Origin of the sequence: Collinsella sp. An307 (genome assembly GCF_002161805.1) — a bacterium.
Taxonomy (GTDB): domain Bacteria; phylum Actinomycetota; class Coriobacteriia; order Coriobacteriales; family Coriobacteriaceae; genus Coprousia.
In genome coordinates, this window is the sequence record NZ_NFIP01000011.1 from 1 (window position 1) to 22034 (window position 22034).

The following is a 22034-nucleotide window of genomic DNA, read 5'->3' on the forward strand; positions in this document are numbered from 1 at the left end:
GGGCCATCCCCCGGTGGGGCGATGCCATCGTTTGGTCGGAGCTTCATCACTCGGAGCCCTACCGGATGGACTGGGACTAGCCGGACACACATTTTGTCCTATAAGCCTCGCTCGGCGTCTCGGAAAACAGGTTGCCGATGAGCCGTGCCGCCTGGGCGTCGTTCTCGGGCAGTGCGTGGGCGTAGAGGTTCATCGTCAGGGTTGCTGAGGCGTGGCCAAGCCGGTGCTGAACGGTCTTCATGTCCATGCCGCTGGCAACGAGCTGCGTTGCCTGGGTGTGCCTGAGCTCATGGAACTTCAGCCCTTCGAAGCCGTGGTCCTTCGTGAAGGACCGCCACCAGCGCGAGAAGTTTGTCGGGGCGATGACCCCGCCCTTGTCGTTGCAGCAGACGGGGGTGTCCCTCGTCTGGTCAAGCGACAGGATGGAGAGCTCTTCTCGCTGGAACTGCTTCCAGCGCTTCAGGTGCTCGATGGTCTTCTCGTCCACTGCGATGACGCGCTTGCCCGCTTCGGTCTTCGGCTCCTTCACCTCACCGTAGGTCGTGACCGACTGGGTGACGCGAATGGTTCCCCGCGCAAAGCTGATGTGGCCCCATGTGAGCCCCAGCACCTCGCCGCGCCGCATTCCGGTTGCGAGGCCGATGCGTGCGGCCATGACGTTGCCGATGCCGGAAAGGCCTCGCAGGTAGCTTCGCTCCGAGGTGTCGCCTCGCCGCTCCTGTCGCTCCTCGATGGCGTCACGGGACGCATAGGCCTCGCCCTCCGCCTCGTCGATGGTTGTGAGCAGCTGCCTTGCCTCGGCAGTGGTGAGGGAGCGGCGGTCCGGCATGTCACATCGCGGTGCCTTGACCTTCTCGGCGGGGTTGCGCAGGATGAGGTCGTAGTCCACGGCCCGCGAGAGGATCTGCTTGAGCAGCTTGTGGATCATGTTCATTGTGGTGCCGCTGCACTTGCCTTTCTCCTCCGTCTTGTCCCAGCGCATCTTCATGTAGAGCCCCTCGATGGTCTGGGCGGTGATGTCCCGGAGCTTGATACCGCCGATGTAGGAGCACATGTCCTCGACGATGGTGCGCTCCCGGCGCAGGCGCGTCTTGCTGATCTCTGCCGCAGTCTCTCGTGCCTGCTGCCACTGCTCTGCGAACTCGGCGAAGGTCATCTTGTCGGCGTTGGCCGACAGACCGCACTCGAGATCTGCCTTGAGCTGGTCGCGCAGCTTACAGGCGTCGGACTTGGTGCCCTTGATGTTACGCGAGATCACGTCACGCTTGCCGGTGACGGGGTTCGTGCCGAGGTCGATGCGAACCTTCCAGTGCTTGGGGGCGTAGCTGGTTCCGTCGGGCTTCTTTACCTCCGTAATGCTTCCGTCTCCTTTTGCCATTACATTCACCTCCTTGGTTGGCGAGCGTCGTGAGCAGGTCTTTTGCTATTCCATCACGCCCCTATGGGGCGGGGTGGGCATTAGTCAAGCAGCTCTTTCGCCTCTTGGTACCAGCGTCGGACGCTCTGCTCGTAGCGGGATCCGATTCGGGCGATTGCCTCCTCCAGCGGGGCGCCCGACGCTGCAAGCGCGTACGTGGTCTCCCGCCGTTGAGCAGAGGCCTTGGTGTTACAGCTCCTTGAGCAGTACATCGCCTCGTTGCCGCGGGATCTGTCGGAGAGGAGAGGCTTGCCGCAATGGGGGCAAAGTTTGACGCTGTTGCTTGCGGCGAGGTCGGCTGCCTGCCGGTACATGTCGCGCAGGGGCCAGGGGCAGTCGATGACCCTGAAGCCCTTGCTCGTTTTCTCTATCTTGAAGGTGTTGCCGACATACATCAGCTCAGAGCCCTTCTCGAAGAGACTGTTCATGAAGGAGGTGAAGATGTTTGCCGCCATCTCCTGGTCTGACATGCCTTCTGGGTAGAGGAAGACGCTACCGTGGCCCTTCCCGTGATAGATGTGGCATAGCTCCCGTATTCCCATTTCAGCCAACTCGGCCTTGAGAGCCTTCGTTTCCTTCTCGCTGAAGTAGGTCTTGTAGCTTGGGTGTTGCGCGGGGATTCGGTTCATGTCGGAGCTGATGGAAAGGCCCGTGTCGATCGCGACTGCCGGCACATTGCCTTTGAGGGGAATAATCTCCAGTCCGTTTAGGGGCTGCTCTCCGTTTGCGATTGCTGCCATACGTAGAACGGCCTGCACGTTCAAGATCAGCGTTTCAATCGTGCTGAAGTGAATCTCGTAGAATCGCTTTGGTGGATAAAGCACGTTTGCATAGACCGGCTCATCGTCGCGCGGCTTTGCAAGCAAGTAATTTTCAACATACGTCCCGAGCTCGCCTGACTTCACCACGAGCATGTCGAGAATCTCGATGTCAGGGTAGATGCGCTCAACGAGGTCGAGCACGTTGCCTCTGAATGCGTGGACGGGCTTGTAGTGAACTAGGTCATTCTCGAAAATTGGGGTGCGGGACGCCACGTTGACAATGTCCTTGAAGAACGACGCCGGGGTACTGAGGACGAAGTCGATGACGTCTTTGGTTGTCCTCACCGCGAGCATGTCGGAGACGACGCGCTTGATGTCATAGGGGGTCTTGTCCTCCATGGCCTCTGGCCACGCCAGAGCAATCCCTTCATTGATGTATGAAACCTTCATTTGCTCGAATCCAACCAATAATGACGTTTTACCGTTAACAAAAGCTTTGCCGTTAATAGCTACTTTAGAATCAATTCTGACAAACGTCAACACCAAATTGGAGGTGACGATGGCTGAGCTGTTGGTGAAGCGAGAGATCAGGAAGCGCGGGTCGTTCAGCGAGTTCGCACGGCTCTCGGGTCTGCATGTGAGCAGCGTGTCCCAAATCGTGAACGGGAGGCTGCGCCCCTACCCCGGGCAGGTCGAGAAAATCGTTCATGCGCTCGGATGGAAAGGCGACCCCTCACTGCTGTTTCACGAGGTGAAGGATTCGGAGGTGGCGTGATGGCGTCTTCGCGAAAACAGGACGCGGTAACGATGGTTGCGGATAAAGACGAAGGGACCACGCTCTTCTCGGCATATCCTGACCTGCTGACCCCCGCGCATATTTCGGAACTGACCGGGTTCACAGTCGAGTACGTGCGAAAGCTCTGTCGAGAGCACAAGATCCCCGCCGTGCAGGTGGGTTGCAGGCAGTGGTTCGTGCCGAAGCCGCGATTTGTTGAGTATGTGATGGGCGGTGACGCATGAGTCTCCGGAATAATGCGCCCGCCGTGCTTGTCTTTTGGCGAGGACGGCGCACGGCGGACGCTTGGAGTGCAACCCCTAAGGGGCTGCGGGCACAGCTTACCATTTGCTGCGTCTCCATTGTGAGGGCACGTCACAGGCTCCCGGGCGGCGATGGGGCATGAACGGACGCGCTGTCTCCAAAGAGCGTGCCGACAGAGCACTTCTCTCCATGGTGCCGCCGCGAGACTACGAAACATGGAAGAACATTGGCATCAGCTATAAGGCCGCCGGGGGTGACGTCGATACCTTTCTTCAGTGGTCGGCATCCGATCCGGACAACTATGACGAGGCGCAGGCTCGCAAGCTCTTCGAGCATGTGAGCGAAGACGGGCGCATCACCGCCGGGACGCTCTTCTGGCACGCGAAACGTGCGGGCTGGGTGGAGGACGCCTCCGACAGCTTTGTTGTCCAGGTTCCTTCGACTGTCCTGCCCTCCGCCATAGACCTCTCGCCGGTGCAGCAGGCCGTGGCACAGCTCGAGGCGCTCTTCGAGCCGGGCGAGTACGTGAATCTCTCCGTGCGGGCGAAGTGGTCGGAGAAGCGTTGCAAGTGGGGGCCCGCGGATGGCGGCGCTTGTTACGAGCGCGACGACCTCATCGCGCGCCTACAGAGCGAAGGCTTCGGAGGCGTGCTCGACGGATACGAGCCTGAGGCGGGGATATGGGTCTGCCAGAACCCCACCGATGGGACGGGGCGTGGCAAGGGCAAGACAACGGCGTGGCGGCACGCCCTCATAGAGAGCGACGAGATTTCCGTCGACGAGCAGATTCGCATCATGGGCGAGCTCGACCTGCCCATCACGACGCTGACCAAGAGCGGCGGAAAGTCCGTCCATGCCTTGGTGCGCGTGGAGGCAGACGGACCCAACCACTATGAGGATCGCGTGCGGCTGCTGCACGAGCTCTGTGACGCCGCCGGGCTCAAGGTTGACGCCGCCAACAAGGACGCGAGCCGTCTGACGAGGCTGGCGGGGGCGAACCGAGGGACGGAGCGACAGTCGCTTCTCGGCACGGACATGGGTGCGCGGGACTTCCGCAGCTGGGCGGAGGCGCATCGTCCTCATGCTGGTGACCAGGACGCTGAAGAGGAGAAGGACGTCGCAGCGCGCTTCGAGAACTTGTTTATTCCCATGCCGTCCGAGTTGCAGGAGCTTCCGCCCGTGCTGATTGAGAATACCTTTCGGAAGCAGGGCATCATGCTTGTCGGTGCGGCGCCCAAGGTCGGCAAGACATTCCTTGCCGCTCAAATGGTCGTGGCCTTTGCGACGGGTACGGGTCTTCTCGGGTTCGAGTTCACGCAGTGCGAGAGGATTCTCGTGGTGAACTCCGAGATGAACCAGGCGGAGTACGTGAACCGCATCGTCGAGGCATCTCTCGCATATGGGATTGCCGCTGATGTTGCTTCGCACGTGCGAATCGCCCACACGGACGATAGCCCGGAGATGACAGTCAAGGACATCGCCGAGGTAGTCTGTGGAAGCGGTTATCGTCCTGACGTTGTCATCATTGACCCAATCTACCCGTTGTTTGCGGGTGACGAGAACAGCAACGCTGACGCGAGGACGACGCTCGGATACCTCAAGATGATTGCGAGCAAAACTGGAGCCGGTGTCATCTACATGCACCACTTCAGCAAGGGGCCGCAGGACCTCAAGGAGGCCCGCGATCGCGTAAGCGGTGCGGGTACCCTGGGACGCAACTACAGTGCGATGTGGTCGCTCACCGAGCTTGCCCCGAGCGAGGAGGATGCTGCGGACCTTCCCGACGGCGCCGTGGTTGTGCGCGTATCGACCGATCTTCGCAGCTTCAAGAAGTCGAAGGCCAACAAGAACCTCGACTTCAACGCTGTGCGCATCGACGGGATGTTCTTTCGTGATGAGAGTGGCAAGTTCGACAAGGCGCCCACGCGTGAGGCTGCTCGGCGTGCTGAGGCGAGCAAGAAGACCGCACAGAAGGAGAAGCGCAAGGAGAAGGTGCGCAAGAAGATCAAGGAGCTTCTCGACAAGAATGGCGGAGAACCCGTGCCCTTCTCGACGGTGCAGAACGTCACGGCGATTTCTGTGAACACCGTCAAGGACTATCTCATCGACCTTGACGAGTATCAGCTTGTGAAGATGCGGGTGGACGGCAAGGGCCAGAAGCGCAACCACATAGCCTGGGCGGCTTGGCAACCGCCGCTTGGCACCGATTTGCTGGAGGTGAGCGGTGCCGATGAGTAGCGCGAAAGCTTGTCAGAGAAAGCTCGAGGGTTGTCAAGCTCGTCAATTGACAGGCAATGGGTGCGGGAAAGCTAGGCAATCAACACCTATAGAAAGGTTGCTTGACAACCTTTTCTATGGCGTTGATTCCCGTGCCTTGCTTTCACAGGTTCTGACAGGCTTTGTGGGGCCGACCCTATGAGCGCATGGACGACCGGACAGAACGACGTGATCCGCGAGCTGGGATACCGGGGCGCTGAGGCGGTGCGCGAGGAGATTCGTAGGCGCTACGGCGTGGAGAGAACCGTCCGAGCGATTGAGATGCAGGCATCGCGAATCCATGCGAGCTTACGGGTGAGGGCGGTGTGCCCTCAGTGCGGTGCCGTCGGCGTGCGGTTGAACCGTCAGAGTGGTATGTGCCCGCGCTGTACGGAGGAGGCGCACGTTGCCGAGGAAAGGGCGTTCAACGAGCTTCTGCGTCGCGAGGCCGAAGGGTGCGAGGAGGGCCCGGAGATTGAGGCGGCGCGCCGGGAGTACGCGCGACTGCGGCAGCAGAACTCGCGACTCATGCGCAAGCATGGACTGAGGGGCAAGCGGGAGCGTGGGTAGAATCATTTGCAAGGTAAACCTCGTGTAAAGGAGGTCGATTATGGACAAGAGCGAGAAGAAACGGCTTCGCAGTCGTATAGGAGAACGGCTTGATATTAGCCACACACGCATGTCCGATGACGATGCACTCATGCTCGATCGTTTCCTCGACTCGTACGAGACTGATTACAAAGGGAAAAGCAGGACGAAGAGTGCTAGCGGTGTTGGCTTTAGTTCGGATGGTCGTTACCGTTACAAAGAGTCGACAACATATACGTTCACTGACGAGCCTGGCGTTCGGGTCGATTACTCCTATCACGACGATGATGGCGATTCGGAGAGCAGGTCCCAAACAGTTACGGATGCTAGAGGTGTTTTGGACATCCTCAAGAAGCTCTTTTGATTCCTGAGCCCACTCATTAGGCGCCTTTCAGGGCGCCTTCTTTGTGACACCTCCGGACAATGAGCCTGTACGAATGTGGGCTTGTCACGGAGGGAGGTGCCCGGCATGAGGGCAAAGCTCACCGAGGAACTGATCCAGCAGATGGCCTCACTCAAAGGTGATGGCCTCTCCAACAAGGACATCTGCCGGGCGGTGGGCATTCACGAGGCAACGCTGTACCGCTGGCTCTCCAAGCCGAGCGGGAGGCTGCATCGCGCGTTAGGCGAGTCACTAAAAAAGGCAGAAGCTGACTACAAGCGGACGCTTCTCACCACCATCCGTGAGGCGGCTACCAAGAAGAACGGCCAGTGGACGGCGGCTGCGTGGCTCCTGGAGCGAAAGTATCCCGACGAGTACGCACAGGCTACCCGTGACAAGGGCGAGCGCGCCGAGGCGGCTCCGCAAATTGTACTCGGCGTGGCGGTTAGCGCGGCGAGGCCGGAGGCCGATGAGGACGAGCCCGGGGACGAGGCGGGTGGTGTCGATGGTTAGTGCCGCCGACCTCTGTATCCCGCGCTTCCACGACGTGCTCGGTGACGTCATGGCGCACGGGCATACGCACTACTGGCTGCATGGCGGTCGAGGGAGCACGAAGTCGAGCTTCATCAGCTTGTGCATTGTTCTTCTCGTTGTGGCTTTTCCCTACGCGAACGCGTGCGTGGTGCGGCGCTTCTCCAACACGCTGCGCGACTCGGTGTACCAGCAGGTGCTCTGGGCGATTGAGGCGTTGGGGCTCTCGGCGTACTTCAAGGCGAAGCTCTCGCCGATGGAGATCGTCTATCTGCCCACGGGGCAGCGCATCGTCTTCCGCGGCGCTGATGACCCGCTCAAGCTCAAGGGCGTGAAGTTCACGCGCGGGTACTGCGCCATCACGTGGTTCGAGGAACTCGACCAGTTTGACGGCATCGAGGCGGTTCGCTCGATCCTCAACTCGCTGCGCCGAGGTGGGGAGGACTTCTGGATCTTCTACAGCTACAACCCGCCCAAGACGATGTGGAACTGGGTGAACGTGGAGTGCGTCGAGAGAAGGCGCCGGGCGGACACGCTTGTTCGACGCTCCTCGTACCTTGATGTGGTGGAGACTCGCCCGGGATGGCTCGGCGCGCCCTTCGTCGAGGAGGCGGAGTACCTGCGCGAGGAGAACGAGCGCGCGTGGCGCTGGGAGTACCTCGGCGAGGTGACTGGGACCGGCGGTGCGGTCTTTGACAACATCGTGGAGGCGAGGCTCACCGACGAACGCGTACGAGGCTTCGAGCGCGTCCGAAACGGCGTGGACTGGGGTTGGTTCCCCGATCCGTGGCGCTTCGTGCGCTGCGGCTGGGAGCCGGGCGCGCGCAGGCTCACGGTCTTCGAGGAGCACTCGGCCAACAAAATGATGCCCGCCGATACCGGCCGCATCGTGGTGAACGCGCTCACCTACGCCGACGAGCCAGGTGCGGAGCCCTACTTCCATGACCAGATGGTGTGGTGCGATGACACACCCGACTCAAAGGTGCAGATGGCTACGTGGCGGCGCGAGCTTGGCATTCGCGTGCATCCCGCGAGGAAGTCGCGGATGCGCCGGCTCTCCTACGACTGGCTTGCCGGCCTGAGGGAGATCGTCATCGACCCCGCCCGGTGCCCGAGGACGTTCGAGGAGTTCATGTGCAAGGAGTTCCTGCGCGACCGCGACGGGCGCTGGATTGACGAGATTCCCGACGGTGATGACCACTCCATCGACGCAGTTCGCTACGCGATGATGGATGACGTGCTGAGGGGGTGAGGAGCGTGCTTCTCGACATATTCAGTCGACAACTGAAAACACGAGGTAGCGGACGTTCTTCTCGCCAGTTTAAACGCGGGGAGGACGGACGATGCGATGTGCCGTGGATGTGCGGGCGGGATTCTCGGCATCCAAAACCAAAGCCAGCGGTTCATGGGAGAGATATGCGGCAGCGTGTGGCGGAGGCAGCACGTTCTTCTCGCCAAGCGAATGAAAAGGGGCGAAGGCTGGAAGAGTTGCCAGGGGAGCCGGTTGGGCGTAAGCGATGGAGGGCGATGTAGATGGGGCAGGCGTATGAGGAGGAGTACTGGGTGCCTGAGCACGTGCGGGAGTACCTGCGGGCGCTCGGGTTCGCGCTGCCGCTCGAGGCGATGGAGCCGCACATTCGCGCGTGGCACGAGTGGATGCAGGCGTGCGGGTCGTTCTACGACTATCACGACACCGACGGCGTTGGGCGCGTGTACGAGGTGCACAGGCGCTCGATCCATCCTGCGATGCGGGTGTGCCGGGAGTGGGGGTCGCTGCTCCTGAACGACAAGACGCAGGTGGTGTGCGGGGCGCAGGAGTGCACGGACTGGTTAGAGGGGTTTCTCGCCCGAAGCGGTTTCATGGCGGCGGCGCAGGCAACCGTGGTGAGGGCCTTTGGCATGGGGACGGGCGCGTGGGCGCTGTGGGTGGACGCGGACGCGGGCAACGTGCGCATCCGGCACTACGACGCGCGCATGGTGATCCCGCTCACGTGGGACGAGGAGGGCGTGACGGAGTGTGCGTTCGTCACGCGGGCGTTCTACCGGGGACGCGTGGTCGACCAGCTGCAGATGCACCTGCGTGGCGGCGGGACGGGTTTCTCGGCATCCTCATCTCTCGAGGCTGGAGGGGTTGATACGGGCGGCTTGTCCTTCTCGCCCTATGAGAGCGCAGGGAGGGGCGGGTACCGGATCGTCACGGTGTGCTTTGACGAGCATGGCAACGAGGTCGCGCCCACGGGCGTGTGCCCCGTGTACGAGACGGGGAGCCCGTGGCCCACCTTCGCAATCGTCAAGCCCGCCGTGGACAACACGCGCGTGGACATGAGCCCGTACGGGCAGAGCGTGTTCGCGGATGCGGTGGACGCGATCCAGGCGGTGGACCTCGCCTTCGACGCGATGATCTCCGAGGTGGACAATGGCAAGATGCGTGTGTTCCTCAGTGACGTGATGTTCGACCAGGAGACGGACGGTAAGGGTAGGAAGGTCTCGATACCGTTCGGGCGGCAGGACTGCACCGTGTTCAGGAAGGTCATGAGCACGGAGGACACGATTCAGGAGTTTGCGCCGGCGCTTCGGACCGACGCGCAGGTGAGGGCGTTCAGGTGTGCGCTGCAGATGCTCGGCGACCTGACGGGCTTCGGGCTGGGGTACTTCGACTTCGACGGCGCGGGGTACGTGAAGACGGCCACGGAGGTGTCGGCCGACAACTCGGCGCTCATGCGCAACATACGCCGGCACGAGCATGCCCTGGAGGGCGCGATAGCGGGCATCTGCCGTGCGGTCATGGCCGCGTCGCGCTCGCTCGGGGTTGAGCTGCCCGACGAGGGCGAGGTGCGCGTCACGTTCGACGACAGCATCATCACGGACACGAGCGCCGAGAAGCGGCAGGACATGGCGGAGGTGGCCTCGGGCCTCATGGGTGCGTGGGAGTACCGCGCCAAGTGGTACGGCGAGGACGAGGAGACCGCGAGGAGACTTGCGGGCGAGCTGGGCAGCCCTGTGGCGGCCTCGGCGATGCGTGCGGGGTCGGGTGTCGCCGCTGCATCCGAGGGGCGGTAGCGGGCTTCACAGTGGCCGCTGCGGCCCCCTGCGTGACGGTTGCGAGGGGATGCGGCGAACGCCGCTCCGCGCGGTAGCGCGGACACGGGACGGCGGGGCCTCTCCGCAGCGGCTCCCGTGCGCACCGCATGCTCTTGCCACGAGCGCTGCGCCGCCCGCCCTGGACGGCTGACCGGGTGCGTGCGGACGACCCGCATGCGGCAGCAGACCGGACGGCCGTGCGCAGGGTGCGCGCCGCTGGACGGGCGCGACGCGCGGCTGACATGGCGCCGACTGACCTTTCGACAGGCCATGGGCGCATAGCCGCGCGCGGCTGAACCCGGACATGCGGAGGCAGACCGCGCAGCGGGCTGCCGGAGCCGTGGTGAAGACGCGCGCGGGTTGCGCCCATGGCCGTCCCAGCAGACGTGCACGCGCCATGGCTGCCGCGTGGCGCGAACGGCCCGGCAGCGCACCCGGAGCGCGGGCGGCCGGGCTGCGGACAATCCCCGTCGACGCAGCGCGCGGCCGGGCAGACGGCCAGGACTGGCGGCGCAGACATATCCTCCTGTCCATCAGCCCGCTTGATTTACGGTCGGTGCGACATTGATGGTTGGGGGAATTCAGGTCATGTTCCTGCCGGGCCGTTCCTGGAACGGCAGTTTGCTTTGGTAAAATCACTAATCGTCGCGATAGGTTGCCCGTAGCCCGCTGAGCGAATTTCCGGCTGCGCTGCTATGTCTCTGGTAGGGGGTGTCTCGTCTATGGCATCGTCGCGCTCGAATAACGCTGCCACATGCGACGGCGCCCCAGGTGTCGCGCACTTTCTCACGTCGGGCTTCGTCGAGTCGTTCGAGCGGCGCCATCCCGCGCGCGTGCTCGAGACCCTGCTCTGCGACCGCACGACCGGCAAGAACATCATCTGGGCGGACGGCGAGTACGAGCGCCTCGGGGACGGCTATCGCGGCGACGACGAGATCGCCGTGGGGAGAATCACGGGCATGAGCTCCGGCGTCATCAAGCCCCGGGTCTCCAAGGAGCAGGAGCGCCAGTCGCAGCGAACGAAGACGCGCGCGGAGGTGTTCACGCCCTCGTGGCTCGTGAACAGGATGAACAACCTCCTCGACCGGGAGTGGTTCCGCCGGGACGGGACGTTCAACTCGGAGGCGCCCGGCGGCTGGGACACGAGCCGCGACGAGATCAGGTTCCCCAGGACGCGGGGGCGCGGCTGGCGCGCCTACGTCGGGAGCAGGCGGCTCGAGATAACGTGCGGCGAGGCGCCCTTCGTGTGCTCGCGCTACGACACGGTGACGGGCGAGGAGATCCCCGTCGAGGACCGCATCGGCTTCCTCGACCGCAAGCTCCGCGTCGTGACCGAGAGGACCAGGACTCCCGGCGACTGGCTCAAGTGGGCGCTCGCCGCGCTCAGGGCGACGTACGGCTTCGAGTTCCAGGGCGACAACCTCCTGATCGCCCGCGTCAACGTGCTCGAGACGTTCTGCGAGCACTTCCGCCACCGCTGGGGCTCCGAGCCCCCCGAGGCCGACGTGGAGCGGGCGGCGTGGGTCGTGTCGTGGAACCTCTGGCAGATGAACGGGTTCACGGACGCGGTCCCGACCACCAGGGCGGGCGCGCCCGTGCAGTCGACGCTCTTCGACTACGAGGAGCCGAGCCTCGAGCCGGTGCAGCTCTCGCTGTTCGACGCGCTCGGCGCCGACGACGTTGGGGACGGGGCGCCGCCGCCCACGGACCAAGGGGGCAGGGACGCCGTCCCGCTCTGCGTCATCTACGACTGGCAAGGGGAAAAGCCGTTTGAGTACGTGTCGTTGAAAGGCAAGGCGTGTCCGATGGAGAAGAAGTTCTACGCGGTGATTGGCAATCCGCCATACCAAACCGATCCCGGCGAGGGGAATACTCGGGCTCAGCCCATCTATGACAAGTTCATGGATGCCTGCTACGAGGTCGCTGACATCGTTGAGCTAATCACTCCTGCTCGCTTCCTCTTCAACGCGGGGCAAACGCTACCAAGCTGGAACGAGAAGATGCTCGACGACCCGCACATTACAGTAGTCGACTACGAACCAGATTCCTCAAAGGTGTTTGCAAACACCGACATCAAGGGTGGCGTGGCGGTAACGCTTCGCAACTCAAGAGTCGACTATGGGGCGATAGGAGTATTCACCGCATTTCCTGCGCTGAACGAAATAATCGGACGCGTAAGCAGGGCAACGGCCGGTAAAGAGAAGCTCGACAGCATCTTTGCCTCCCAGCGGCTATACAAGTTTTCCGACACGTTTTTCCAGGAGAACGCCGACAATGACAACGTTCAAAAGATCATGAACAGCGGAACGAGAACCAAAATCGTATCCAGCTTCATGGAGAAGGTGCCCGACGTGTTTCTCGTGCAAGCTCCCCGAGATGCGTCTTATATTCGTATGCTCGGACGTATTCGGGGCCAGCGCGAATACAGGTACATTGACGCGCGGTATGTAAAGGCCAACGAATACCTCGACGCATACAAGCTGTTTATACCGGAAGCAAACGCATCTGGCGCCTTTGGCGAGCGCTTGGCAGAGCCCGTTGTAGGTCTTCCTGGAGACGGCTCAGCAGACACGTTTCTCAACGCTGGCCCGTTCTCATCAGAGGAGGAGGCCCGAGCACTTGCCAAATACTACAAGACCAAGTTTTTCAGGGCCCTCTTGGGAGCCAGGAAGGTGACACAGCACAGTCCTCAGCAGGTTTGGAGGACGATTCCCCTGCAGGACTTCACCCCCTCCTCCGACATCGACTGGTCGAAGTCCGTGTCCGACATCGACCGCCAGCTGTACCGCAAGTACGGCCTCGACGACGGCGAGGTCGAGTTCATCGAGACGAACGTGAAGGAGATGGAGTGACATGTCCTTCGCCGACATCACGGGCAGGGTCAAGACCTCGCGCCCGGCGCTCCCGCAGATCTACGCCTACACCACCCCCGAGATAGCCCGCCACGACGGGTGGACGAAGATCGGCTATACGGAGCAGGACGTCGAGCGGCGCGTGTGGCAGCAGACGCACACCGCCAACGTGAGGGCCGTCATAGAGTGGCACGGCAACGCCACCTACGAGGACGGCTCCGGTACGTTCAAGGACACCGACTTCCACGCCTACCTCAGGCGGCTCCACGTAGCCAACGAGCCGGGGACCGAGTGGTTTGAGATCGCGCCCCAGCCCGCGAAGATGCGCTTCTACGAGTTCCGCGAGAACCACGGCGTCACGGGCACCCCCGCCGCCGTGGAGTACCGCCTGCGTGACGAGCAGGTGCAGGCGGTCGAGCGGGCAGCGGCGTACGCCCGGAGCCACGAACGGGGCGAGTTCCTCTGGAACGCGAAGCCGCGCTTCGGTAAGACGCTCGCGAGCTACGACCTGTGCCGGAGGCTCGGCGCCGAGAGGGTCCTCATCGTGACGAACCGCCCCGCCATCGCGAACTCCTGGTACGACGACTACGTGAAGTTCGTTGGCACGGGGTCGGGGCTCTGCTTCGTGAGCTCCGTCGACGCGCTCAGGGGAAAGCCGCACTGCCTGACGCGCGACAAGTATCTCGAGAATCTCCGCAACGGCGGACCGCGGGGCTTCGTAGAGTTCGTCAGCCTGCAGGACCTCAAGGGCTCCATCGAGTTCGGCGGCAGGTACGACAAGCTCGCCCACGTCGCCGACCTCGAGTGGGACGTCCTCATCATCGACGAGGCCCACGAGGGCGTGGACACCATGAAGACCGACGTGGCGTTCGACCACATCAGAAGAAGGTTCACGCTGCACCTCTCCGGGACGCCCTTCAAGGCCATCGCGAACGAGAAGTTCCCCGAGGACGCCATCTTCAACTGGACCTACGCCGACGAGCAGCGGGCGAAGCACGACTGGGGCGACGCGGAGCTCCCGAACCCCTACGCCGACCTGCCCCGGCTCAACATGTTCACCTACCAGATGTCCGACATCGTGGAGGGCGAGGTCAGGCGCGGCTGCGACATCGACGGCGACACCGTCGAGTACGCGTTCGACCTGAACGAGTTCTTCGCGACAAACCAGAACGGCTACTTCCAGCACAACGAGGACGTCGACCGCTTCCTCGACGCGCTCACCACGCAGGGGAAGTTCCCGTTCTCGACCCCGGAGCTGCGCGACGAGCTGCGCCACACGCTCTGGATGCTGAACCGCGTGGACTCCGCCCGCGCGCTGGCGCGGAAGCTGAGGAAGCACCCCGTGTTCAGGGACTACGAGGTCGTGCTCGCGGCGGGCGACGGCAGGCTCGACGACGAGGGCGAGACGGCGCGCGCGTTCGACAGGGTGCGGGCGGCGATAGCCTCCCACGACAGGACCATCACGCTCTCCGTCGGCCAGCTCACCACCGGCGTGACGGTCCCGGAGTGGACGGCGGTGCTCATGCTCTCCAACATGAAGAGCCCCTCGCTCTACATGCAGGCCGCCTTCCGCGCCCAGAACCCCTGCCTCTTCTGCAGGGGCGGAAAGTACCTCCGCAAGGAGAACGCCTACGTCTTCGACTTCGACCCGGCGCGCACGCTCACCATCTTCGAGGAGTTCGCCAACGACCTCTACACCGACACCGCCTCGGGCGGCGGCACGCTCGACGACCGCAAACGGCGCATCCGCACGCTGCTCAACTTCTTCCCCGTCATCGGCGAGGACGAGGGAGGCGAGATGGTGGAGCTCGACGCCGAGCGCGTGCTCTCCATCCCGCGCAAGATCAGGTCGCGCGAGGTCGTGCGCCGCGGCTTCATGAGCGACTTCCTCTTCCAGAACATCGGCAGCGTCTTCCACGCCCCCGCCGAGGTCATCGAGGTGCTGCAGCGGATGGAGCCCTACAAGACGCCCTCCGACGACCTCGGGGTGCGCTCCGGCACCGCCGACGAGCTCGACCTCGACGAGAACGGGGAGGTCGACGTCCCCCGCGAGCAGGTCGTGGGGCTCGCCGAGAGCCTGTTCGGGGACAAGGTCTACGGCGACATCGCCGTGGAGTTCGACGGCGCCGTCGACTCCATCTCCGCCGAGGGCGCCGGCGACCCCGAGGACTCCTTCCTCGACGAGCTCGCCCGCGCCTTCAGCTCGGGCATCGCCGAGCCCCTCGTCGAGGCGGCGAGGCAGAGCTACGGCTCCGACATGCGCCCCGCGCAGCAGAGGAAGGTGGAGCGACGCATCAAGGCGGACGTGGACATCAAGCTCAACCGAGAGGTCGGCAGCTTCAACATCGCGCGCAACAGGATCGAGCGGGAGCGCGAGCAGGAGCTCGAGGGCGCCGAGACGCAGGAGGAGGCGGACCGCATCAACCGCAGGCACGACGAGCGGCTGGAGGATGCCCGCAGGGAGCTCGTCAGCAACCTGAGGGACGCCCGGGGCGAGCTCGTGAGGAGCGCCGGGGAGACGGTCGTGCGCGAGGTCGAGACCGCTAGGCGCGAGGCGAAGAAGCAGACCCTCGAGGGGAACATCCGCGACCACCTGCGCGGCTTCTCGCGGACGATACCGTCGTTCCTCATGGCGTACGGCGACGAGGGCACGACGCTTTCGAACTTTGACCGGATCATCCCCGCGAGCGTGTTCCAGGAGGTCACGAGCGTCACCGTCGACCAGTTTCGGCTGCTGCGCGACGGCGGGGACGTCACGGACCCCGAGACCGGCCAGGTCGTCCACTTCGGGGGTCAGCTCTTCGACCCCGTGGTGTTCGACGACTCGGTGCGGGAGTTCATCGCGCTGCGCACCAGGCTCGCCAACTACTTCGACGAGGGCCAGGACGAGGACATCTTCGACTACGTGCCCCCGCAGAGGACCAACCAGATCTTCACGCCCCGCCGCGTTGTGGCGCGCATGCTCGACCTCTTCGAGCGGGAGAACCCCGGGTGCTTCGACGACCCCGGCAACACCTTCGCCGACCTCTACATGAAGTCCGGCATCTACGTCACCGAGGTCATCAAGCGCCTGTACAACAGCCCGAGGATGCGAGAGCTCATCCCGGATGACAGGGAGCGGCTCGACCACATCCTCGAGAGGCAGGTCTTCGGCATCGCCCCGACGGAGATCATCTACCAGATCTCGACGCACTACATCCTCGGCTACGACAACGAGGTCGGCGGGGGCTGCGAGACCAACTTCGTGATGGCGGACTCTGCCGAGCTCGCAAAGGAGGGCAGGCTGGCGGAGTTCGTCGAGGAGGCGTTCGGGGGGAAGCTTGCGGGTGAGTGATGTGTGCGAGTTGCGAAAGGGAGAGGGAATGGAATTACCTCGCTACGTCAGCTCAGCGCTCAGGGTAATTCAGATTAACACAACGACTTTCATTTTTGTAGAATTATTGCTATGATACTTACATCGTATAGTGATGTTAGGAGGCAGCGTTGATTCAATGCCCCTTGTACACCCCCTATGACCTCGAGATTCTGAGGCCGCTCGGCGGCACCGATTTTGTTGAGCACGCAGTGAGGGCAGTCCGTACCGGATTCAAGGCGGGAATTAGCCACTGTCGGGCGGACTTTGCCGACATGTCCAGCTGTGATGTTGTGGGCGACTACTGTCGCGCGAAGATTAACGAGGCAGTCGCAGGCCTTGCTGCAGCCAGTGGGCTCGAGTGCACCTATGAGAAGCCCGAGCGGCAGCGCTACCATAGTCCAGTCATCAGGGCCGGCGGAACCGTGCTGACGGTTGCGCGGATGTATGGCAAGCGCAATGTAACCCGCCCTTCAGGGCTGCGGTGCAATCTTGCCCAGCTGCGCCTATTTGACTTGGATGACACTCGTAGCTTTGCTTATGATGACGACGTGCGAGCCCTAATCCTTGCTTATTCACTCCGAGCTAAGGGACAGCGGTACCTCATCCAGCGAATCGAACTCCAAGAGATTGGGATTTCGCCTGAGGATGTTACTCACCGTATAGACCTTCTTTCGAAAGTGGCTGTACAATCTGCCACCACTCAAGCGGTTGTGTTTGATGATTTCGACATCAAGCCAAAGGAAGGACTGTTGAGGAAGCATGCCTGAGTTGGGATTTCAAGGGAGACGACTCGCGCAGGCTCGCAGGGCTCGTTCCATGACGCAGAGGGCTCTCGCTCAACTTATTGGAAAGACCTCGCAGGCAGTCTCCCAGTACGAGAAAGGCTCGACTACCCCTTCCCAGGAGGTGGTCGAACGCATCGTCAAGTTCTTGCAGGTTCCTGTAGAGCTGCTTTACAGGCCTTGGGTAGACCATGGTTCGGATAAGCCCGTGTTCTACAGATCGATGTCGGCGGCAACCAAGCGGGCGCGAGATGCTGCCGAGAGCAAGCTGGAGTGGATTGATGATTGCGTTTCATACTTTGAATCCATGCTTGACCTGCCCGAGTTCTCCCCGTTCGACATGGAGATTCCAAGCGACCCTCTCCTGATCACTGATGAGCTGATAGAGGAGGCTGCGGCAACTGTTCGGGCTGCATGGGACGTGCCAGCTGGTCCCATAGACAATATGATTGGCCTTCTTGAGAGGCATGGTGTCTTCGTTTTTATGATGCCCCTTGGCGCTGACACCCTTGATGCATTATCTGTCGACTGGAACGAGGCACATCCGTATGTGGTCGTGGGGACTGACCAGGGAAATGCTTGCCGTTGGAGATTTGACTGCGCTCACGAGCTCGGACACCTTGTTCTGCACAGAAATATCGATAGCTCGCTTCTGGCAACGCCCGCTGTTTGCAAGCTCATTGAGACACAGGCGCATAGATTCGCCTCGGCGCTTCTTTTGCCGGAAGAAGAGTTCGTCGATTCGCTCTATACGGTAAGTCTCGATGGATACCGCGATCTTAAACCATACTGGAAGACCTCTATATCGGCGATGATTCGCAGGACAAGAGACCTTGGCATCATTGACGATGCGGGATATCGGAATCTGTACATTTCCATCAGCCGTCGTAGATGGCGCAAGATTGAGCCGTTTGACGAGGAGATGGCTCCCGAGCGTCCTGCTTTGGCAAGAAAGTGTCTTGAGGTCATCTCCACCTCGCTCGTCGGATCGGAAGATGAGTTCAACAAGATGACTGCTCTGCCAGAGGATTTCATGATGACGCTATTTGGTAGTTTCAGAAGGGCCGCAAATTCTCCGAAGGGACAAATCATATCTCTCCCCATGAGGTCGAGGAAGTAAGGTGGGCACTTGATGGAAGTTGATCCGGTCACCGATGCTTGCGAGGGCTCGGCTTGCATGGACGTGGCGAACGGTGGTATAAATCGTACTGACAGTACCCCGCACGCTTCAGTCCCAACGGGAACAGCGAACCAGGCGGGGTCATCTTTTTCTCCACTCCCTGACGCTACAACCTACGAGGAGCAGCTCTCCAAGATGGAGGGACGGGGCCTCTTCGTGTCGGACGAGGAGTTTGCCGTCGCCCGGCTTCGCGAGCTGAACTACTATCGCCTCCGCGGGTACTGGCTCACGCTCGAGCGGGACGGCTCCTTCGTCGAGGGGGCGAGCTTCGACGACGTCTGGGAGATCTACCAGCTCGACCGGGAGCTCCGCGCGTGGCTCTGGCGTGCGATAGCGCCCATCGAGATAAAGCTGAGGACTCAGTTCGCCTACCACTTTGCCAACCTGTGCGACGCGGGGGCATATCTCGACGCTGGGAACTATAGGAGCCGCTCCAGTTTTCGGAGGGCAATCTCGAACTTCGAGCGCGAGAGGGACCGAGCGCGCGATCAGGGCGTGCCCTGCGTGGTCCACAACATGGACAAGTACGGGAAGCTCCCGGTCTGGGCGGCGGTGGAGAGCATGTCGTTCGGCACGCTCTCGATGCTCTACGGGAACCTCTGCCCCAGCACTGGTTCGAGCGAGAGATCCAAGGGGGTGCAGGCGGCGGTCGCAGAGGCCTTCGGCACGAATCCGTACTACCTGAAGAGCTGGGTGCACCACCTGACTACGGTCCGCAACATCGCGGCCCATCACGACCGGTTCTACAACCGCGTGATGACCATCCGCCCATCGCTTCTCAGGCAAGACGAGAGGCGTATCAGGCGACGGGACGCCAACAAGCAGTTTCCGACCTTTCTGGTGCTCCGCAGGATATACGAGAAGTCTTGGCCGGAGGAGTGGGGGCCTCTCAGTGACGAGCTCGCCGCCTGCGTCGACCGGCACCCCTCTGTAAATCTTGCGCCGATGGGATTCCCGAAGAACTGGAAACGTGTTCTCGGAATCGAGTAGCGCACCTCCTATCCGTTTTTTGCTTTGTGACAGCCCTCTAAGCTGCTTGGCAGTATTAGGGGGCCGATTTCGTTTATCGGCCATAAGCTGAGAGGCGGTTGACATGGCCGGTGATGAGGTTGGCTCGCAGGGGCCGGAGCGTACGGAAGGCACGACGGCGCGCGAGCCGGAGCCGCAGGCGACGCAGGAGCCGCTGACGGTTGGGGGCAGCGGTGCTGCTGATGCGAGCACGGACTACGAGGCCCTTCTCGCCGAGCGCGACGCCAAGATTGCGGAGCTGGAGGGAGCAATCGCGGAGGCGGCAAAGACTGCCGAGGCAGCCGAGGCGCTGCGCGCCGAGATGGACGAGCTGCGACGCCAGGGCGAAGAGCAGCGTGTCGAGTTCGAGCTCACGATGGCCGGCGCTAAGAGCGTCAAGGCCGCCCGCGCCCTTCTCGACGAGCACGGCGGTGACGTCTCCAAGCTGAAGGAAGCCGAGCCCTGGCTGTTCGGGGGAGCGGAGCCCAAGCAGAGCGGCAAGACCGGCCTCCCCAACGCGGGGGCCGCATCCGACGAGGGCAAGACGATGAAGCGGTGGCGCGAGATCGCGGGCATCGCGGACGAGGAGTAGCAGATGGCCAACAGCATCGCATCCGTCAGGAACTACACGACCGTCCTCGACGAGGTGTACCAGCGCGCGGCGGTCTCCGCGTGCCTGAACAGCCCGCGCCGCATGGTGCGCGCGGGGCGCAATGCCAAGGAGATCATGGTTCCGAAGATCCAGGTATCCGGCCTTGGCAACTACACACGCAACGTGGGCTACAAGACCGGCAGCATCACCTACGAGTTCGAGACGAAGACGTTTAACTACGACCGTGGTATCCGCCTTCTGGCTGACGTCATGGACGTGGAGGAGGCCGGCGTGCTCGACTGCTTTGTCGAGGCTGGCTCCGAGCTCCAGCGCACGCAGGTGGCGCCGGAGGCCGACGCCTTCACCTTTGCCGAGATCGCAGGGCACGAGGGCGTCTCCACTGCCACGACCGACTATTCCGACGCAGAGGCGGAGGACGTGCTTGCCGACCTGCGCGCAGCGACGAACGCGATGGACGAGGCGCAGGTGACCACGGGCTCGCGCTACCTCTTCATCACGCCGACGCTCAAGGGCGTGCTGGATGACTTCAGCCTTGCGAACCCGACGCGCTCGAACCGCGTGCTCGAGCGGTTCTCCCGCATCGTCGAGGTTCCGCAGGTGCGCTTCTATTCGCACATCGACTTGCTTTCCGGAGACGAGGACCAGTTTGGCTACGCGCCCGCCGAAGGTGCCTACGAGCTCACCTCCGACACCGAGGTCGTGAGCGGCAAGACCTACTACACCGAGAGCTCCGGTACCTACTCCAAGGTGGCGAGCCCGCAGAAGAGCGGCCTCTCCACGTACTACGAGCTCGTGGGCGCAGGCGCACCGATCAACTTCCTCGTGGTGGAGAAGAGCGCCGTGATTAAGTTCGACAAGCACGTGGCGAGCCGCGTGTTCAGCCCCGACGAGCTGGAGACACTCGACTCCTACATGATGAAGTACCGCAAGTACGGCATCGTGGAGCTGCTCGACAACAAGCTTGACGGCGTCTATGCGTCTGTGGCTCCGCTGGCGTAGGGGGTTCGCTGTGGGCTGTGCGGGTGCGACGTCTGTGGACTTTGGCTTCTATCGCGACACGTATGGCGGCGGGATGGGCGTGGAGGCGTTTACGGAAGCGCTCCCCGCAGCCGAGCGTCACGTGCGGTGGCTCTGCGGCGGATGCGTGCCTGCGTGTGATGCGGACGAGCTTGCGTACCGGCGTGCGGTTTGCGCGGCAGCCGAGGCGTTCGCGGAGTTTGGCGAGGGACAGGTGGGCGGCTTCCAGATCGGGTCCTTCTCGGTGACGCACTACGACAACCGGGGAACCACCGGTGAGGAGCAGGCGACCTACGCCTGCGAGAAAGAACTTGCTGGGACGGGGCTCCTGTTCTGCGGGGTGCGCTGATGGCGTGGCTGCGTCCGATACCCGCGAGGCTGCTGTCGGACTCGTGCCTAGTGCGCGAGCCGGCGGTCGATGGCGGCTTTGGCGAGCCGCGCGCCATCTCGCACGTGAGGTTCGAGCGGGCACAGTCGGTGGTCGCCAATGCGCACCGCAGCGCGGACGCCGGGGCGGGCACGCTCTTCGTGGATGCCGTCATGAGCGCAGGTGCTTTCGAGATTCCCGCGGGCTCGCGCGTGGAGGTGCATGGGAGGTCGTACGTGGCTGCTAAGGTTTCGCGCTTCGAGGGGTTCAACGGACGCGTGCACCACTGGGAAGTGGAGCTGCGATGAGGGCGGTCGTGGATGCCGTGGCGGGGATGCTGCGCGCGGCGGGAGTCGGTGACGTGTTCTGTATCGCGCCAAGCGCACTGTTGAGCGAACAGCCCGTCGTGGTTCGCTGGGCGGGCTTCTCGCGTGAGAGCCGCCAAGACGGCGAGGAACGCGGAGTCGCCTCGGTGGAGGTGTTTGCCGTCCGCGAAACGGATGCTGCCGCGTACGATGTCGCGATTCTGTGCGAAGCGGCTGTGCGCTCGTCTGGGCGCTCCGAGTGGAACGCAGAGGGCTCCGGGGTGCGCATTCTGGGCATCGACACGGACGCGCCGACCTTCAGGGAGCGCGACTCGAGCGGGCGCTTCGTGTGGGCATTCACGGTGAGGCTGACGGTTGCGAGGGAGATATGACTGTCAGAAAGGAGTCAAAAGCCGTGGTAGATGATGGCCGGGGCGCTTGGCGCGATAGGCGCGACCTTCCTGCCAACATTTGCTTGAGCCGTTCGGGCAGCCGCTTTC

At 62.6% G+C, this 22034-nt stretch carries 20 protein-coding genes; 18 read left to right on the forward strand and 2 right to left on the reverse strand.

All coding sequences use genetic code 11. The features are described 5' to 3' along the window. Window positions 1-76 precede the first annotated feature (76 nt). On the reverse strand, window positions 77-1378 hold the full coding sequence (locus B5F89_RS09030; RefSeq protein ID WP_087431462.1) for a site-specific integrase: 1302 nt from the start codon (window positions 1376-1378) through the stop codon (window positions 77-79). Between the two features lie 80 nt (window positions 1379-1458). Further along, complete coding sequence (locus B5F89_RS09035; RefSeq protein WP_162609590.1) at window positions 1459-2628, reverse strand: hypothetical protein; 1170 nt, start codon at window positions 2626-2628, stop codon at window positions 1459-1461. A 109-nt stretch (window positions 2629-2737) separates the two neighbouring features. Between B5F89_RS09035 and B5F89_RS09995 the strand changes: the two genes are divergently transcribed. The 18 genes from B5F89_RS09995 to B5F89_RS09125 all read left to right on the forward strand — a co-directional run bounded on the left by B5F89_RS09995 (window position 2738) and on the right by B5F89_RS09125 (window position 21926). Continuing rightward, complete coding sequence (locus B5F89_RS09995) at window positions 2738-2953, forward strand: helix-turn-helix transcriptional regulator (RefSeq protein ID WP_204230661.1); 216 nt, start codon at window positions 2738-2740, stop codon at window positions 2951-2953. Next, window positions 2953-3198 (forward strand): helix-turn-helix domain-containing protein, encoded by a 246-nt coding sequence (locus B5F89_RS09045; RefSeq protein ID WP_239286733.1) that lies wholly within the window; start codon window positions 2953-2955, stop codon window positions 3196-3198. Before B5F89_RS09995 ends, B5F89_RS09045 begins: the two co-directional genes overlap by 1 nt. 157 nt (window positions 3199-3355) lie before the next feature. Next, window positions 3356-5455: an AAA family ATPase gene (locus B5F89_RS09050; protein WP_087431465.1), complete on the forward strand. Its 2100-nt coding sequence runs from the start codon at window positions 3356-3358 to the stop codon at window positions 5453-5455. A gap of 177 nt (window positions 5456-5632) precedes the next feature. Beyond that, window positions 5633-6043, forward strand: coding sequence for a hypothetical protein (locus B5F89_RS09055; RefSeq protein ID WP_087431466.1), 411 nt, complete (start codon window positions 5633-5635; stop codon window positions 6041-6043). A 40-nt stretch (window positions 6044-6083) separates the two neighbouring features. Next, window positions 6084-6425: a hypothetical protein gene (locus B5F89_RS09060; RefSeq protein WP_087431467.1), complete on the forward strand. Its 342-nt coding sequence runs from the start codon at window positions 6084-6086 to the stop codon at window positions 6423-6425. 105 nt (window positions 6426-6530) lie between these two features. Next, window positions 6531-6956 carry a transposase gene (locus B5F89_RS09065; RefSeq protein WP_087431468.1) on the forward strand — a complete coding sequence of 142 codons (426 nt, stop codon included), beginning with the start codon at window positions 6531-6533 and terminating at the stop codon, window positions 6954-6956. Then, on the forward strand, window positions 6949-8226 hold the full coding sequence (locus B5F89_RS09070) for a phage terminase large subunit (protein WP_087431469.1): 1278 nt from the start codon (window positions 6949-6951) through the stop codon (window positions 8224-8226). Before B5F89_RS09065 ends, B5F89_RS09070 begins: the two co-directional genes overlap by 8 nt. A 281-nt stretch (window positions 8227-8507) precedes the next feature. Continuing rightward, window positions 8508-10034, forward strand: coding sequence for a hypothetical protein (locus B5F89_RS09075; protein ID WP_239286734.1), 1527 nt, complete (start codon window positions 8508-8510; stop codon window positions 10032-10034). 743 nt (window positions 10035-10777) lie between these two features. Then, window positions 10778-12907, forward strand: a complete 2130-nt coding sequence (locus B5F89_RS09080; protein WP_158098459.1) for an Eco57I restriction-modification methylase domain-containing protein — start codon at window positions 10778-10780, stop codon at window positions 12905-12907. 1 nt (window position 12908) lies between these two features. Next, window positions 12909-16241: a DEAD/DEAH box helicase family protein gene (locus tag B5F89_RS09085; protein ID WP_087431471.1), complete on the forward strand. Its 3333-nt coding sequence runs from the start codon at window positions 12909-12911 to the stop codon at window positions 16239-16241. Between the two features lie 149 nt (window positions 16242-16390). Then, a complete protein-coding gene (locus B5F89_RS09090) occupies window positions 16391-17029 on the forward strand; it encodes a hypothetical protein (protein WP_087431472.1) in 639 nt (212 codons plus the stop codon). After that, window positions 17022-18164 (forward strand): XRE family transcriptional regulator, encoded by a 1143-nt coding sequence (locus B5F89_RS09095; RefSeq protein ID WP_087431473.1) that lies wholly within the window; start codon window positions 17022-17024, stop codon window positions 18162-18164. The genes B5F89_RS09090 and B5F89_RS09095 overlap by 8 nt, the downstream gene beginning before the upstream one ends. Window positions 18165-18359: 195 nt before the next feature. Further along, the gene (locus B5F89_RS09100) at window positions 18360-19214 is read left to right on the forward strand and encodes an Abi family protein (RefSeq protein WP_158098461.1); all 855 of its coding nucleotides are present in this window, start codon (window positions 18360-18362) and stop codon (window positions 19212-19214) included. A gap of 103 nt (window positions 19215-19317) precedes the next feature. Then, window positions 19318-19824 (forward strand): hypothetical protein, encoded by a 507-nt coding sequence (locus B5F89_RS09105; RefSeq protein ID WP_087431475.1) that lies wholly within the window; start codon window positions 19318-19320, stop codon window positions 19822-19824. Window positions 19825-19827: 3 nt separating this feature from the next. After that, the gene (locus B5F89_RS09110) at window positions 19828-20844 is read left to right on the forward strand and encodes a hypothetical protein (RefSeq protein WP_087431476.1); all 1017 of its coding nucleotides are present in this window, start codon (window positions 19828-19830) and stop codon (window positions 20842-20844) included. A 10-nt stretch (window positions 20845-20854) separates the two neighbouring features. Beyond that, complete coding sequence (locus tag B5F89_RS09115; protein WP_087431477.1) at window positions 20855-21211, forward strand: hypothetical protein; 357 nt, start codon at window positions 20855-20857, stop codon at window positions 21209-21211. Further along, entirely contained in the window at window positions 21211-21537 is a 327-nt protein-coding gene (locus B5F89_RS09120; protein WP_087314168.1) for a putative minor capsid protein, read from the forward strand. Before B5F89_RS09115 ends, B5F89_RS09120 begins: the two co-directional genes overlap by 1 nt. Further along, entirely contained in the window at window positions 21534-21926 is a 393-nt protein-coding gene (locus B5F89_RS09125; protein ID WP_087431478.1) for a hypothetical protein, read from the forward strand. Before B5F89_RS09120 ends, B5F89_RS09125 begins: the two co-directional genes overlap by 4 nt. The last annotated feature ends 108 nt before the right edge of the window (window positions 21927-22034 follow it).

Bases quoted from the DNA above. Each gene is read 5' to 3' on its own strand.
- B5F89_RS09125 (WP_087431478.1), top strand. From the start codon at position 21,534: ATGAGGGCGGTCGTGGATGCCGTGGCGGGGATGCTGCGCGCGGCGGGA.
- B5F89_RS09105 (WP_087431475.1), top strand. From the start codon at position 19,318: ATGGCCGGTGATGAGGTTGGCTCGCAGGGGCCGGAGCGTACGGAAGGC.
- B5F89_RS09080 (WP_158098459.1), top strand. From the start codon at position 10,778: ATGGCATCGTCGCGCTCGAATAACGCTGCCACATGCGACGGCGCCCCA.
- B5F89_RS09995 (WP_204230661.1), top strand. From the start codon at position 2,738: ATGGCTGAGCTGTTGGTGAAGCGAGAGATCAGGAAGCGCGGGTCGTTC.
- B5F89_RS09060 (WP_087431467.1), top strand. From the start codon at position 6,084: ATGGACAAGAGCGAGAAGAAACGGCTTCGCAGTCGTATAGGAGAACGG.
- B5F89_RS09085 (WP_087431471.1), top strand. From the start codon at position 12,909: ATGTCCTTCGCCGACATCACGGGCAGGGTCAAGACCTCGCGCCCGGCG.
- B5F89_RS09035 (WP_162609590.1), bottom strand. From the start codon at position 2,628: ATGAAGGTTTCATACATCAATGAAGGGATTGCTCTGGCGTGGCCAGAG.
- B5F89_RS09050 (WP_087431465.1), top strand. From the start codon at position 3,356: ATGAACGGACGCGCTGTCTCCAAAGAGCGTGCCGACAGAGCACTTCTC.
- B5F89_RS09095 (WP_087431473.1), top strand. From the start codon at position 17,022: ATGCCTGAGTTGGGATTTCAAGGGAGACGACTCGCGCAGGCTCGCAGG.
- B5F89_RS09065 (WP_087431468.1), top strand. From the start codon at position 6,531: ATGAGGGCAAAGCTCACCGAGGAACTGATCCAGCAGATGGCCTCACTC.
- B5F89_RS09120 (WP_087314168.1), top strand. From the start codon at position 21,211: ATGGCGTGGCTGCGTCCGATACCCGCGAGGCTGCTGTCGGACTCGTGC.
- B5F89_RS09030 (WP_087431462.1), bottom strand. From the start codon at position 1,378: ATGGCAAAAGGAGACGGAAGCATTACGGAGGTAAAGAAGCCCGACGGA.
- B5F89_RS09100 (WP_158098461.1), top strand. From the start codon at position 18,360: ATGGAGGGACGGGGCCTCTTCGTGTCGGACGAGGAGTTTGCCGTCGCC.
- B5F89_RS09045 (WP_239286733.1), top strand. From the start codon at position 2,953: ATGGCGTCTTCGCGAAAACAGGACGCGGTAACGATGGTTGCGGATAAA.
- B5F89_RS09070 (WP_087431469.1), top strand. From the start codon at position 6,949: ATGGTTAGTGCCGCCGACCTCTGTATCCCGCGCTTCCACGACGTGCTC.
- B5F89_RS09075 (WP_239286734.1), top strand. From the start codon at position 8,508: ATGGGGCAGGCGTATGAGGAGGAGTACTGGGTGCCTGAGCACGTGCGG.
- B5F89_RS09055 (WP_087431466.1), top strand. From the start codon at position 5,633: ATGAGCGCATGGACGACCGGACAGAACGACGTGATCCGCGAGCTGGGA.
- B5F89_RS09110 (WP_087431476.1), top strand. From the start codon at position 19,828: ATGGCCAACAGCATCGCATCCGTCAGGAACTACACGACCGTCCTCGAC.